Origin of the sequence: Streptomyces sp. NPDC088747 (assembly GCF_044751025.1) — a bacterium.
Lineage (GTDB): Bacteria > Actinomycetota > Actinomycetes > Streptomycetales > Streptomycetaceae > Streptomyces.
Genome location: NZ_JBIVKZ010000023.1, coordinates 56,484 through 69,352, shown reverse-complemented (window position 1 = coordinate 69,352; position 12,869 = coordinate 56,484). Strand labels below are relative to the sequence as shown.

At 71.5% G+C, this 12,869-nt stretch carries 13 protein-coding genes; 6 read left to right on the top strand and 7 right to left on the bottom strand.

Going from position 1 to position 12,869, the window contains the following annotated elements:
* Positions 1-101: 101 nt before the first annotated feature.
* Complete coding sequence (locus ACIP79_RS37995) at positions 102-1,637, bottom strand: DUF4331 domain-containing protein (protein WP_401231347.1); 1,536 nt, start codon at positions 1,635-1,637, stop codon at positions 102-104.
* A gap of 275 nt (positions 1,638-1,912) precedes the next feature.
* Here ACIP79_RS37995 and ACIP79_RS37990 point away from each other — a divergent pair, with 275 nt between their 5' ends.
* The 3 genes from ACIP79_RS37990 (at position 1,913) to ACIP79_RS37980 (ending at position 3,625) form a co-directional block, all read left to right on the top strand.
* Entirely contained in the window at positions 1,913-2,455 is a 543-nt protein-coding gene (locus ACIP79_RS37990) for a sigma-70 family RNA polymerase sigma factor (RefSeq protein ID WP_383683310.1), read from the top strand.
* Positions 2,452-3,240: an anti-sigma factor domain-containing protein gene (locus tag ACIP79_RS37985; RefSeq protein WP_401231343.1), complete on the top strand. Its 789-nt coding sequence runs from the start codon at positions 2,452-2,454 to the stop codon at positions 3,238-3,240. The genes ACIP79_RS37990 and ACIP79_RS37985 overlap by 4 nt, the downstream gene beginning before the upstream one ends.
* Before the next feature lie 115 nt (positions 3,241-3,355).
* Positions 3,356-3,625: a hypothetical protein gene (locus tag ACIP79_RS37980; RefSeq protein ID WP_401231341.1), complete on the top strand. Its 270-nt coding sequence runs from the start codon at positions 3,356-3,358 to the stop codon at positions 3,623-3,625.
* Positions 3,626-4,005: 380 nt separating this feature from the next.
* On the opposite strand, the gene ACIP79_RS37975 is transcribed toward ACIP79_RS37980, so the two are convergent.
* The 3 genes from ACIP79_RS37975 to ACIP79_RS37965 form a co-directional block, all read right to left on the bottom strand.
* Positions 4,006-5,202 (bottom strand): CaiB/BaiF CoA transferase family protein, encoded by a 1,197-nt coding sequence (locus ACIP79_RS37975; protein ID WP_401231338.1) that lies wholly within the window; start codon positions 5,200-5,202, stop codon positions 4,006-4,008.
* Positions 5,203-5,407: 205 nt separating this feature from the next.
* Entirely contained in the window at positions 5,408-6,190 is a 783-nt protein-coding gene (locus tag ACIP79_RS37970; RefSeq protein ID WP_401231336.1) for an ABC transporter permease, read from the bottom strand.
* Complete coding sequence (locus tag ACIP79_RS37965) at positions 6,187-7,185, bottom strand: ATP-binding cassette domain-containing protein (RefSeq protein ID WP_401231333.1); 999 nt, start codon at positions 7,183-7,185, stop codon at positions 6,187-6,189. The genes ACIP79_RS37970 and ACIP79_RS37965 overlap by 4 nt, the downstream gene beginning before the upstream one ends.
* A gap of 63 nt (positions 7,186-7,248) precedes the next feature.
* On the opposite strand from ACIP79_RS37965, the gene ACIP79_RS37960 reads away from it, so the two are divergent.
* Positions 7,249-7,965, top strand: coding sequence for a TetR/AcrR family transcriptional regulator C-terminal domain-containing protein (locus ACIP79_RS37960; RefSeq protein WP_383683320.1), 717 nt, complete (start codon positions 7,249-7,251; stop codon positions 7,963-7,965).
* Positions 7,966-7,971: 6 nt separating this feature from the next.
* Here ACIP79_RS37960 and ACIP79_RS37955 read toward each other — a convergent pair whose 3' ends face one another.
* From ACIP79_RS37955 to hmgA, 3 genes are read right to left on the bottom strand one after another with little or no spacing between them, the layout of a single operon-like run.
* The gene (locus ACIP79_RS37955) at positions 7,972-9,168 is read right to left on the bottom strand and encodes a type ISP restriction/modification enzyme (protein WP_401231330.1); all 1,197 of its coding nucleotides are present in this window, start codon (positions 9,166-9,168) and stop codon (positions 7,972-7,974) included.
* A 24-nt stretch (positions 9,169-9,192) separates the two neighbouring features.
* Positions 9,193-9,942 (bottom strand): GntR family transcriptional regulator, encoded by a 750-nt coding sequence (locus tag ACIP79_RS37950; RefSeq protein ID WP_401231327.1) that lies wholly within the window; start codon positions 9,940-9,942, stop codon positions 9,193-9,195.
* Positions 9,943-9,991: 49 nt separating this feature from the next.
* The gene (gene hmgA / locus ACIP79_RS37945) at positions 9,992-11,308 is read right to left on the bottom strand and encodes a homogentisate 1,2-dioxygenase (protein WP_401231325.1); all 1,317 of its coding nucleotides are present in this window, start codon (positions 11,306-11,308) and stop codon (positions 9,992-9,994) included.
* A 150-nt stretch (positions 11,309-11,458) separates the two neighbouring features.
* Between hmgA and ACIP79_RS37940 the strand changes: the two genes are divergently transcribed.
* On the top strand, positions 11,459-12,094 hold the full coding sequence (locus tag ACIP79_RS37940) for a hypothetical protein (protein WP_401231323.1): 636 nt from the start codon (positions 11,459-11,461) through the stop codon (positions 12,092-12,094).
* Positions 12,091-12,741 carry a TetR family transcriptional regulator gene (locus ACIP79_RS37935; RefSeq protein ID WP_401231320.1) on the top strand — a complete coding sequence of 217 codons (651 nt, stop codon included), beginning with the start codon at positions 12,091-12,093 and terminating at the stop codon, positions 12,739-12,741. Before ACIP79_RS37940 ends, ACIP79_RS37935 begins: the two co-directional genes overlap by 4 nt.
* Positions 12,742-12,869: the final 128 nt, after the last annotated feature.

The following is a 12,869-nucleotide window of genomic DNA, read 5'->3' as shown; positions in this document are numbered from 1 at the left end:
GGCCGTGGGGTGCCCGGCGGTGGGATGCACGGTGGTGGGGGTGCCCGGCGCTGATCCGCGACCGGGTCAGTGGTGGCCCGGCCGCGGATCCGCGAGCCCGGTCAGTAGGCCCGGTCGTGCATCCGGCGGCGCCACCACATGAGGCCGGTGCCGATCAGCAGGAAGCCGGCCGCGCCCGCCGCCGCGGAGGCCGCGATCAGCATCGTGTCGGACTCACCGGAGGTCCCGGTGGGCTGCAACGCGTCGCCCAACTGGCTGCGCACGTCGGTCCCGCCGCTCGTTCCCTTGGCGAGCGGACCACGTGAACCCGAGGTCGGCTCGGCCAGGTACGGGAAGGAGTGGCCGAACTTCTTGTCGTTCTTGTCGACGGCGTCGCCCAGGTCGTTCTTGGAGCCGACCAGTTCGCCCTCGACGACCTGGAGCGCGATGTCGAGCACGTCGTCACTGAGCCGGCGCCCGTTCGGGAAGCCCGCGGTGTCGCCGTCCAGCACACCGAGCCGCTTGGGCTTGGCGACCGGCTCGATCGAGGTGTTGAGCCGCAGCTCCTCCGCCGGGGTGACGTTCGGCGGCTGGTTGAGGCCCTCCACACCCTTCAGGAACACGTCGACGAGGTCGTTGCGCGGCTCCGTCGGCGCCGGGATCTTGTAGATCGCCTCGATGAGCTTGGGCAGTTCGGGGTTGGTCACGTTCTTCAGGAAGTCGCCGTCGTTCCAGGGTGAGGACGCGTTGAACTTGTCCTTGTCCTTGATCGGGTTGACGACCTCGTTCACCAGCGGCATGCCGAGCCGGGAGACCTGCGTCCAGTGACCGCGCGCGTCCTTGCGCTGAGTGGTGGACCAGATGCCGACGATGGGCTGCTCCGCCGACTCCTGGATCATGTGGCTCGGCACCTGCAGGGCTATCGAGTTGACGTTGTAGCCCTTGAGCGTGTCCCGCCCGACCTCGGACAGGTTCCCGCCGTACAGCAGGTCGAAGACCCGCAGATCCAGGAAGAACGGGTCGTCGGCCTGACCGGCGAAGGTCGTCGAGCCGCCCGCGAGCTTGTGGACCGCCTGGTCGCGCAGCTTGCCGTAGTCCGGCATCGACGCCTTGCCGACGTTCGACGGCGCCACCGGCACGTCGTCGGCGACCTTCGTCTTCGACACCAGCCGCTGGTTCTTCAGCCGCAGCAGATCGATGTCGTACGTCTGCGTGATGTTGAGGTCCGGGTCGTCGAGACTCTCGACCGCACCCGTGTTGTAGAGGAAGGTGTCGCCGTTCTTGACGTGCGTCTTGAAGGTGTAGCGGTAGAGCAACTCGCCCTGCGCGTCACCGTTGTTGTCGATGTGGATGTCGTACTGGGCGTCCTCGGCGAACGTGAAGAAGTTCGGTCCGCCGGCCGGTTCCTCGAAGGGGATCCAGTTGGCGACGATGGTCGTCGTATCCGGTTTGTCCGGGCTCACGAACGCGTACACGTCCGTGTTGTCGTACTGCGGAGCCCCCGAGATGAGCGGGGCCTCCCGGTGGCTGGAGGCGGCGGCCGCCCCCGGTTCCAACAAGGTCACGCCGGCGGCTGCGAGCCCCCCGGCGGCCAGCGCACCACAGACGAGGGTCGCGAGACTCCTGCGTCCCGCGCCACTCCTGGTGATAGGTGTCATTGCCGTCCGTCCTCACGTCCCGATTGCCTGACGCACGCCATTCGGAGCGGTCGCCGGACTGGATTGGTCGAATCCCAAACGTTCTTACGGCGGGTTTCACAGCTTGTTTCAGCGGCGAGGACTCTTTCCGCGACGGCCCGCCACGACGACGAGTCCGTTTGCCCCGCCGGGGACCCGCGTTTTCGGTTCGCTGATCCGTAACCCATCCGTGAGCGCGTTCGCTTCGAACACGTCGGTGAAGGGACGGGCCGTTCGCGGCCGGAGAGGGGGAACGGGTGGAGGCGGACGAACTCCTGGTGCTCGTGGCCGGAGGCGACCAGAAGGCATTCGAGGAGCTGTACGGACTGGTGTCCGGGCCGGTGTTCGGGCTGGTGCGCCGCGTGGTGCGCGACCCCGCGCAGTCGGAGGAGGTGGCACAGGAGGTCCTGCTCGAACTCTGGCGCTCCGCCGCGCGGTTCGACCCGGGGCGGGGCAGCGCCCTCTCCTGGATACTCACCCTCGCGCACCGCCGGGCCGTCGACCGGGTCCGCAGTGCCCGCGCCGCCAGCGAGCGCGAGCAGCGGGAGGGGCAGCGCGCGCACCACCCCGCCTTCGACCAGGTCGCCGAGGAGGTGGAGGCGGGGCTCGAACGCGAGTGGGTCCGCCGCTGCCTCGACCGGCTCACCGCACTGCAACGCCAGTCCGTCACCCTCGCCTACTACGACGGTTACACCTACCGTGAGGTCGCCGAACGGCTCTCGCTGCCGCTCGGCACGGTCAAGACCCGCATGCGCGACGGACTGACCAGGCTCCGCGACTGCCTGGGAGGTGCCGCATGAGTCTCCTCGACCGACTGCTCGGCCGCGACACGCACTCGCTCGCCGCCCCCTACGCGCTCGACGCCCTCGAACCCGACGAGCGCCGCCGCTTCGAACGCCACCTGCGGGACTGCCCGCGCTGCGCCGCCGAGGTCAGGGCGCTCACCGAGGACGCGGTACGCCTCGCCTGGTCCACCGCCGCACCGGCGCCCGCCGCGCTGCGCGACCGGGTGCTGACCGCCGTACGGACGACGCCGCAGGAGCCGTCGCCGCAGCTCGCGCCACGCCCCCGCGGCCTCCACCAGCCCGAGCGCACGCGGGCGCCACGCTTCAGGCCGCTTCTCGCGCCGTTCGCCACCACCACGGCCGCCGCGGCACTAGTCGTCGCCTCGCTCTTCGCCGTGCAGGCGACGCGGACCCAGGACCAACTGGACCAGGAGCGGGCCCAGGCACGTGAGATCGCCCACGTTCTCGCGGCGCCGGACGCCCGCGCCGCCGGTGACCGGGACGCTCAGGGGCGCGGTATCGGCGTGGTCGCCTCCGCGTCGGAGCGGCGCGCCGTCGTGACACTCAGCGGGTACGGCACCCCGTCCGGGGGGCGCGTGCACCAGCTGTGGCTCATGCGCCCCAACGAGAATCCGCGCTCCCTGGGGCTCCTCGACGGCGACACGCCACTGATCGCCGACGAGCTGAACCCGGCCGCGACATCACTCGCTGTAACCGTCGAGCCCGACGGTGGCTCAGCGCAGCCCACTACCGCACCAGTTGTCCAACTCGCCCTGGAATCGGTTGGATTCGGAGAGTAATCGTCAACACCCTTACAGAGAAGGTGAATCCTGTGCCCGCGATACACGAGTGCCACGAGGGGGCGATAGGGTTAGCCTGCCCGGGCCGGGTGGACTCGTACGGGTGGGGAGTGACATGGAACAGATAACAGTGCGCAGCAGGGCACGTGTCCCTGCGATCACGTGCGGGAGCAGCGCGACCAGCTCGCGCCTCGACCGCCATCTGGCGGTGCTGGGCGGCCCTGCCGTCCCGCAGCGCGAGACGGCCGAGGCGACTTCGCTGATGCGTGAGCTCACCTCGCGTGACCCCGCGCACGACAGCAGCAGCAGGGTTGCGCGAGTGAGGCGTGTCTCGCTCTTCGCGCCGCTGAAGCGGCTGCGCCGTTCGCTGTTCGGCGGCCGCTGAGCAGCGGGTCGGCACCGGCGTCTCCGACCCGCGCTCCGGCGGTCCCACCGACCCCGCGCAGCGTTGCTTCTCCGTGCCCGTCATCCCCAGCGGGCAGCGACGACCGGTGAGCCACCGGGCGCGGGTTCGGGCCATGGCCCACTCGATCGGCGCCAGCGCGTCCGCCGCCGTGCCTGACGAACGTCAGCGTCCCTGACGAGGGTCACTGTCCACGACGTGGGTCACCGTCCACGACGTGGGTCGGCGTGCCCGCCACCTCCATCCGGCGGCGCCACCCCCGTGCCCGCCACCTTCCCCCCAGGCGGCATTCCCTGTGCTCAGCGCCGCGATCCCGTGGCCCGGCGGTACGGAGTCCGGCCGCTCGTGAGCCTCACCGAGCCTCACCGAGCCACACCGTCCCGCAGCAGTTCCGCGACGTCGCCCTCCGTCAGCCCCAGGCCCCGCAGTACCGCTTCCGTGTGCTCCCCGAGTCCGGGTACCGCTCCCATGTGCGACTCCTCCCCGCCGGGCAGCGTGATCGGCGGCAGCATCGCGCGCAACGGCCCCGCCGGTGAACCCACTTGCCGCCAGCGGTCCCGCGCCGCCAGTTGCGGATGCTCCGCGACCTCCCGTACGTCCCTGAGCCGCGCGCACGCGATTCCGGCGTTCTCCAGCCGGGCCACGGCCTCGTCGGCGTCGAGCGCGCCCAGCGCCTTCGCCACCAGGGCGTCCGTGCGCTCCCGGTTCGCGACCCGTGCCGAATTCGTGGCGAACGCCGGATCGTCTGCCAACTCGGGCCGGAACAGCACCTGTTGGGCGAGCCGCCGCCACTCGCGGTCGTTCTGCACCGACAACAGCACCCGTCCGCCGTCCGCCGCCGGGTAGGCGTCGTAGGGCGCGATGACGGCGTGCGCGAGTCCCGTGCGCGCCGGGGGAGTTCCTCCGTGCATCACATGGTGCAGGGGGTGCCCCATCCACTCGGCGAGCGCGTCCAGCATGGACACCTCCACCGGACCTCCGCGCCCCGTCGTACCGCGCCGCACCAGCGCCGCGAGCACCCCGGAGAACGCGTACATGGCCGCCGCGATGTCGGCGGCCGGAATCCCCGCCTTCACCGGCCGGTCCGGCGTCCCCGTCACCGACACGAGCCCCGCCTCGCACTGCACGAGCATGTCGTACGCGCGTCTGCCGGCGTACGGCCCCGACGGCCCGTACCCCGAGATGTCCACGGCGACCAGCCTCGGATACGCGGCGCACAGCGTGGCGGCGTCCAGACCGAGCCGTGCCGCAGCGCCGTGGGCGAGGTTCTGCACGAAGACGTCCGCGCCGGCGACGAGACGGCGTATGACGTCGAGGCCGCGCGGGTCCTTCAGGTCGAGGGCGACGGACTCCTTGCCCCGGTTGCACCACACGAAGTGCGAGGCGAGACCGGCCGCCGCGGTGTCGTAGCCGCGGGCGAAGTCCCCGCCGTCGATCCGCTCGATCTTGATCACCCGGGCACCCAGGTCCGCGAGTTGACGGGTCGCGAAGGGCGCCGAGACGGCCTGCTCGACGGCGACGACGGTGATTCCGTCGAGGGGGAGGGGCTGTGGCTGCATGCGCTGGATCATGTCCCCCGCACGCCGCCCTGTCACCCGGGAAGGGGTGACCGCGCGGCGCTCCACGGCCCGCCGTGCCCGCTCTCCGGGCCCGGCGTCTCCGCTCCGGGCCCGTCGTCACCACTCCGGAGCCGCCGTGTCCACTCCGGGCCGCCCGTGCCCGCTCCGGGGCTCACCGCCCAAGCGCGAGCGAGCCACCCCGCGTTCACCCCCGGCCGCGCGCGTACCGGCGGACGGCGAGTGGCAGGAACACCGCGATGAGCAGGGCGCACCAGGCCAGTGACCCCGCGACGGGATGCGTCACCGGCCATGCTCCGTCGACCGGTACCGGCGCGTTCCCGAAGAGGTCGCGCAGTGCCGTGGTCACCGCGCTGATCGGGTTCCACTCGGCGACGGTCCGCAGCCAGAGCGGCAGACCGCCGGTGGGGATGTACGCGTTGGACAGCAGCGGCAGGAGGAAGGTCGCCCCGCCCAGTTGACCGGCCGCCTCCTCGCTGCCCGTCATGAGCCCCAGCAGGATCCCGACCCAGCTCATCGCGAACCGGAACAGCAGCAACAGCCCGACGGCGCCCGCCGCTTCGAGCACGGACCCCTCGACGCGCCAGCCCACCGCGAGCCCGACCAGCATCAGCGGCACCATGCCGACGGCCGTGACGACGAGGTCGGCGGCGGCCTGCCCGAGCGGAACCGCGGCCCGGCTCATCGGCAGCGTACGGAACCGGTCCATGACACCCCGGTGCGAGTCCTGGGCGGCCTGGAACATCCCGGTCATGACCCCGTTCGCGGCGGTCGCCACCAGGAGCCCCGGCAACAGAAAGGCGCGGTACTCCTGTCCGGGCGTCGCGAGCGCGCTGCCGAAGACGTATCCGAAGAACAACAGCATCGTGACCGGCATGGACTGGGTCAGGATCAGCAGCCCCGGGTTGTGCCGGACGCGCCGCAGGTGGCGGCCCAGCATCGCGGTGCCGTCGTACGCCAACGCGCTCATGTCACCAGCTCCTTGCCGCCGTCGGGGCGGCAGCCGGATTCCACACCTGTGTGCGAGTCCAAGGTCCGGTCTCCGGTGAGCCGCAGGAACACGTCGTCCAGCGTCGGCGGACGCAGGCTCGCGTCGAGCAACGGGATCCCGGCCGCGTCGAGTTCGCGGACCAGCCGGGGCAGCGTCAGAGTCGCGTCGGCGGTGACCGCGCCGACCGCGCACCGCTCGTCGTCGAACGAGGGTGTGCTGCCGGTCAGTTTCCTGACGACGCTCGCCGCCCCGGACACCGCGTCCGCGTGGGCGACCACCACCTCCGCGTACGAGCCTATGAGCGCCTTGAGTTCGGCGGGCGATCCCGTGTGGGCGACCCTGCCCCGGTCCACCAGCGCGATGGTGTCGGCCAGTTGGTCGGCCTCCTCCAGGTACTGCGTGGTCAGCAGCACTGTCGTCCCCTTGGCCTTGAGCGCGCGCACGGCCGCCCAGATCTGGTTGCGGCTCGCGGGGTCGAGCCCGGTGGTCGGCTCGTCGAGGAAGAGCACCTCGGGGCGCCGGATCAGGCTCGCCGCCAGGTCGAGGCGGCGCCGCATACCGCCCGAGTAGGTGGACGCGGCCCGGTCGGCGGCCTCGGTCAGCCCGAAACGGCCGAGGAGTGCGTCCGCCCGCGCCGCCGGGTCACGCACCCGGTGCAGCCGCGCGAACAGCCGCAGGTTCTGGCGCCCGCTGAGATCACCGTCCACCGAGGCGTTCTGGCCGGTGACCCCGATGGAGCGGCGCACGGCTCCGGGCTCCCGGACGAGATCGTGCCCGGCGACACGCGCGGACCCCGCGTCCGGCCGCAGCAGGGTGGTGAGCAGCCGTACGGCCGTGGTCTTCCCCGCGCCGTTCGGTCCGAGAATCCCGCAGACACTGCCCTTGGCCACCGCGAGGTCCAGCCCCCTGACGGCATGGACTTCTCCGAAACGCTTCTCCAGACCTTCACTAAGTACATCGTACGTAGTTGCCATGAGGAGACCATAGCGCACTACGTACGGTGTACGTAACTACGATGGTTGCGAGGTGATCGACCGATGTCAGGGCGCAGTGCCGTACCCGAAGTGATCTGGGCTCGTCCCGAGCGTGCCGGCCGGGGTCCGCGACCGGCCTACAGCCGTGCGGACATCGCGGCCGCCGCAGTGCGGATCGCGGACGCGGAGGGGCTCGACGGAGTCTCCATGCGGCACGTCGCGGCCGAACTGGGCTGCGGCACGATGTCGCTCTACAACTACGTCCCCCGCAAGGAGGACCTCCACGAGCTGATGGTTGACGCCATCAGCGGTGAGCACGACCTGTGGGAGCCCTCCGGGGACTGGCGTGCCGACCTGCTCCGGGTCGCCCACCAGACCCGCGCCCTCATGCACCGCCACCCCTGGCTGCCGCGCCTGATGTCCCCGGTCTACGGCTTCAGCCCCAACGCCCTGCGCTACCTGGAGCACTGCCTGACCTGCCTCGACCCCCTCGACGCGCCCTACGGCACGAAGTTCGAGCTGATCGCGATGGTCAACGGCGTCGTGACGACGTACGTCGGGAACGAACTCGCCACCGCCGAACGGACCCGCTCGCTGCCCTGGTCCGAGGATCAGGAGAACGCCGTCCGGATCGGTTATCTGGGCGGCCGGATCGCGACCGGCGAATATCCGCGGATGGCCGCCGCGTTCATGGAGGACAACGGTCCGATCGACCTGGAGGCGGTCTTCGAGCGGGCGCTCGGCCGGGTCCTCGACGCGTTCGAGCCCAAGAGCGGGTGACGGGCCCTAGAGCAGGGCGAACTGGCCCTCGGGGCCCTCTTCGTGGTGGTCGAGGACCGAGGCCGGGCGCCGTGCCCCCTCCGGCACCGGAAGAACGCCCGCCGTACGCAGCTCCGTGGCGGTGATCGGTGCCGTGGTCGGAGTCTCCATGTTCAACTCGGCCCGCTGGGGGCCGAGTTCCGCGAGCAGTGCCAGTACCGTGACGACTTCGAGCAGCTCGGACGTCCAGGTCTGCGGCCAGGTGGCCGGCCGGATCGCCTCCAGGGTGCCCGGCTCGGGCTGCCGGGTCCGGGCGGCGAACCACTGCTCCAGGACGCGGGCCCCGCCCACCTCGAAGTCCCAGGCCTCCGGCGGAACGGGGGAGATCCGCCCCTCGTCGATCTGGAGGGCCTCCTCGTCGCGGTCGTAGCGCACGTCGACCGGGACGGCCGGGAGCGGGGAGCGGACGTAGGGGCGGCGGCCCCCGGGAAGCTTGGGCCGTTCGCCGTCGCGCCGCATCAGCCACAGCATCCGGCGCCCCAACTCGGCCCCCCGCGACCAGAGTCCGGCATCGGCGGTGAGCGGCACGGTGAGTCCCTTCCGGCCGTGCCGTGCGACCGCCACCGTCCAGGCGAGGACGTCGACGGGATCGGGGGAGTGCCCGAGGCGGCTGCCGAGATGATCCAACAGGCCGGGAGCCAGGTTCGGTTCCAGACCGCCGGGGCGGCGGTAGAGAGGCCGTACGCGCCCTCCGCGACCGGCGGTCAGGGGCAGCACGGAGGCGACCAGCAACACCGGCCCCGACGACTCCGGCACCGCCGTCTGCTCGACCGCGAACAACTGCCGCTCGTCGGCGACCCGCCACAACTCCGGTCGTGCCGAGTCGATCAGCCGGTGGTCCGGGATCAGCCACTGCTCGTCGAAGGGGCCGCCCAGCACCCGGACCGGCTCCGCGCAGGGACCCGACTCGCGGGCCAGCCGGCCGGTCCCGCTCGCCCGCCCCGGCAACTGCGTCACCGCCGACCGCGGCGTCCGCGAGCGGGTGACGCCGAACAGCGCCTCGCGCTCCGCCCCTTCGGCCTTCATCAGGGCGTCCCAGCGTGCCTTCAGGGACGCGCCGTCCGGCGCCGTCGGCCACCCCCGGCCCAGCCTCGGCGGAGCGGCCGACCACGGCATGAGGTCCGCCAGCGGCGGAGCGTCGTCGTCGTGCGTCACGCTCGGCATCGTACGACGTGGTCCACGAGGTGGTCAGTGGGCGTCGAGCGCGACCGTGAAGGAGAAACGGTCACCCCGGTAGTGGATACGGGCCACGTCCAGGGCGCGGCCGTCCTCGCCGTGGATGATTCCCGTGTAGTGCAGGATCGGGCTGAGCAGCGGGACCCGGAGCAGCCGCGCCGTCTCCGGGTCCGCGAGCCGGGCCTCCACGGTGTCGGTGATCCGGCTGATGCGCACGCCCACCACATCGCGGAGCACCTTGGTCATGGGCCAGCGCACCAGGTCCTGCGGGTCGATCAGCGCCGCCAGTTCCGGACGCACGTAGTTGCGCGCGTGGTTGGTGGGTTCACCCGTCGTCTCGTCGCCGCGCAGCCGGTGGTACGAGGCGACCTCGGCCAGATCCGGGAAGTACTCGGCGAGTTCGGCGGACACCGGCGCCGGGCCGTGGTCGAGCAGTTCCGTGGTCATGCCCGACTGCTGCGCCACGATCGCGTCGACCGACCCCAGCAGCCGCACGGGGGCGCCTCGTTGAGCGCTCGGCTCGATGAACGTGCCCCGGCGGCGGTGCCGCGTGATCAGCCCTTCGGACTCCAGCTCCTTGAGCGCCTGCCGCATGGTCAGCACACTGACCCCGTAGTGCTCCGCCAACTGCTCCTCGGTGGGCAGCCGCAGCGGGTCCTGGGCGGAGCGGCCGAGGATCGACGCGCGCAGCGACTGCGACACCTGATACCAGAGCGGCAGCTTGCGGTTCAGGACGATCGAGTCCGGAGCGAAAGAGGTCACCAGCGTATCCGTACCGGTCGTGGGCGTTCAGTGCAACGGGTTCGGGCGCTCAGCCGCCCGCCCGGAAGTTCCGCCGCAGGCCCTGCCACACGTCGTCGTACGCCGGTTGCAGATGCTCCGCCCGCGCGGCCTGTGCCGTGGCGGTCACCGGCCAGCGGGTCTCGAACATGAAGGCCAGCCCGTCGTCGATCTTCTGCGGCCTGAGCTCGGCGGTGCTGGCCCGGTCGAAGGTGTCGCGGTCCGGCCCGTGCGCCGACATCATGTTGTGCAGCGAACCGCCTCCCGGCACGAACCCCTCGGCCTTGGCGTCGTACGCGCCCTCGACGAGACCCATGTACTCGCTCATCACGTTCCGGTGGAAGTACGGCGGCCGGAAGGTGTTCTCGCCCACCAGCCAGCGCGGCGCGAAGACCACGAAGTCCACCCCGGCCAGTCCCGGGGTGTCGCTCGGCGAGGTCAGCACCGTGAAGATCGACGGGTCCGGGTGGTCGTAGCTGATGGACCCGAGCACATTGAAACGCCGCAGGTCGTAGACGTACGGCACGTGGTTGCCGTGCCAGGCGACCACGTCGAGCGGCGAGTGGTCGTAGGTCGCCGTCCAGAGGTTGCCGCAGAACTTGTTCACCACCTCGACCGGGCCCTCGACGTCCTCGTAGGCGGCGACGGGCGCGAGGAAGTCCCGGGCGTTGGCAAGGCCGTTGGCGCCGATCGGGCCCAGGTCGGGCAGTTGGAAGGGCGCCCCGTAGTTCTCGCACACATAGCCGCGGGCGCTCTCCTCCAGCAGTTCGACCCGGAAGCGGACGCCGCGCGGGACGAGCGCCACGTGGCCGGGCTCCGCGTGGAGCAGCCCGAACTCGGTGCGCAGCAGCAGCCCGCCGCGCTCCGGCACGATCAGCAGCTCACCGTCGGCGTCGCTGAAGACGCGCTCCATCGAGGAGTTGGCGGAATACAGGTGCACCGCCATGCCGGTGCGCTGGGTGGCGTCGCCGTTGCCGCCCAGGGTCCACAGGCCGCTCACGAAGTCGGTGCCCGGCGGGGGCTCCGGCAGCGGGTTCCAGCGCAGCCGGTTGGGGTCGGGCACGGTCTCGGTGAAGGGGGCCGTGCGGAGCGCGCCGTTCTCCGTGCGCGTGAACGCGGGGTGCGCGGCCGACGGGCGGATGCGGTACAGCCACGAGCGCCGGTTGTGCGCTCTGGGCTCGGTGAAGGCCGTACCGCTCAGCTGCTCCGCGTACAGGCCCAGCGGTGCCCGCTGCGGCGCGTTGCGGCCGTGCGGCAGGGCGCCCGGGACGGCCTCCGAGCTGTGTTCGTTGCCGAATCCGGAGAGATGGGCAAGCCCCTCGGCCGTCTTTCTCGCGTCCCCGCTCATGACCACTCCCTCGTGCCCGATTCCTATGCTTCACCATAGGAATCGGTTCCGGCGCACGCAAGAGGTAGTACGACTCAGGGGTCGGCGCACCGGCCGGAACCCGACTCCAGGGGGATCCGGCTGTCAGTGCGATGTTCTACGCTCCCCGGCATGTCGTGGACGCGTGGACTGCTCGCCGCGCTCGCGGTCTGTGCCCTGCTCGGCGGACCGACGGGCTGCGGTTCCGGCGATGGGCACAAGCCGAAGGACGGGGTGTCGGCCTCGCCGGTGGGCGAGCTGCTCGACGAGACCGACGAAGGGGGACGCCGGTATCGCGAGATCGAGAAAAAGGGCGCACCCGAGGTCGCGATCGAGGTCCAGCCGGAGTCCGAGAACGGCTGGGACGTACGGCTGACCACGCGGCACTTCCGCTTCTCGGCCGCCGGCGCACGCCCGGTGGCCGTCGCGGGACGCGGTTTCGCCGTCCTCTACCTCGACGGCCGCCGCATGGCCACCCTGCGCACCACCGAGTACCACCTTCCCGGCAATCTCGTCCCGCGTGGAACCCACCAGGTAACCGCACGCCTCTATGCCGATGACCACACCGTGTGGTCCGTGGAGGAGGAGCCGGTGCAAAGCACGGCGGACATCACCGCGTCGCAGACCGGTCCGGCGTCCGGCGCCGCGGAGTCGCCGGGGTCGCCCGAGTCATTGGCGCGTACGGGTGGCGGCGAAGCGACCAAGGCCGACGGCAAGGCGCGTACGGGGACCAGAGGTTCACCGGACCTCCGCGGAAAGGCATCATGAAGCCCGTGCCACACGCGACCTCGCTGCGCCGAGCGCCCGTCCAGCGCCGCAGCGCAGAACGACTGACCAGAATCCTCGACGCCTGCGCCGACCTCCTCGACGAGGTCGGCTACGACGGGCTGAGCACCCGGGCCGTCGCCCAGCGGGCCGGCGTACCCATCGGCTCCGTCTACCGCTTCTTCGGCAACAAGCGCGCGATGGCCGACGCGCTCGCCCAGCGCAACCTGGAGCGCTACGCCGAGCGCGTCACCGTCAGACTCGGCGGGGAGACAGGCACGGCGGCCAAGAGCGCGGACAGGAGCGCGGGCGGGGACGGCTGGCGCGCGGCCGTGGACGCGGTGCTCGACGAGTACATAGCGATGAAGCGCACCGCGCCCGGCTTCTCCCTCGTCGACTTCGGCAACCAGATCCCGGTCGGCTCCCGCGCCGAGCCCAACACCCGTGTCGCCGACCGACTCACCGAACTCCTCGCCGGCTACCTCGGCCGCACCCCCGACGAGAACCTCCGCCGCGTCTTCCTGGTCGCCGTGGAGAGCGCCGACACCCTCGTCCACCTGGCCTTCCGGGTCGCCCCCGAGGGGGACGAACGGATCATCGACGAGACCCGGGTCCTGCTGCGGGCGTACCTGGAGCGGGTGCTCGACTAGACCGGGGCCCGGAAGGGGCCGTGCCGGTCCAGCGACACGGGGCCCGAAGGGTCCGTGCCGGTCCGGCGACGCGACGTACGCGGATTTCCGGCCCCACCCCCGGCACCCCCTCCCCTCCATGCATACCG

Bases quoted from the DNA above. Each gene is read 5' to 3' on its own strand.
- ACIP79_RS37995 (WP_401231347.1), bottom strand. From the start codon at position 1,637: ATGACACCTATCACCAGGAGTGGCGCGGGACGCAGGAGTCTCGCGACC.
- ACIP79_RS37985 (WP_401231343.1), top strand. From the start codon at position 2,452: ATGAGTCTCCTCGACCGACTGCTCGGCCGCGACACGCACTCGCTCGCC.
- ACIP79_RS37980 (WP_401231341.1), top strand. From the start codon at position 3,356: ATGGAACAGATAACAGTGCGCAGCAGGGCACGTGTCCCTGCGATCACG.
- ACIP79_RS37975 (WP_401231338.1), bottom strand. From the start codon at position 5,202: ATGCAGCCACAGCCCCTCCCCCTCGACGGAATCACCGTCGTCGCCGTC.
- ACIP79_RS37970 (WP_401231336.1), bottom strand. From the start codon at position 6,190: ATGAGCGCGTTGGCGTACGACGGCACCGCGATGCTGGGCCGCCACCTG.
- ACIP79_RS37965 (WP_401231333.1), bottom strand. From the start codon at position 7,185: ATGGCAACTACGTACGATGTACTTAGTGAAGGTCTGGAGAAGCGTTTC.
- ACIP79_RS37960 (WP_383683320.1), top strand. From the start codon at position 7,249: ATGTCAGGGCGCAGTGCCGTACCCGAAGTGATCTGGGCTCGTCCCGAG.
- ACIP79_RS37955 (WP_401231330.1), bottom strand. From the start codon at position 9,168: ATGCCGAGCGTGACGCACGACGACGACGCTCCGCCGCTGGCGGACCTC.
- hmgA (WP_401231325.1), bottom strand. From the start codon at position 11,308: ATGAGCGGGGACGCGAGAAAGACGGCCGAGGGGCTTGCCCATCTCTCC.
- ACIP79_RS37940 (WP_401231323.1), top strand. From the start codon at position 11,459: ATGTCGTGGACGCGTGGACTGCTCGCCGCGCTCGCGGTCTGTGCCCTG.
- ACIP79_RS37935 (WP_401231320.1), top strand. From the start codon at position 12,091: ATGAAGCCCGTGCCACACGCGACCTCGCTGCGCCGAGCGCCCGTCCAG.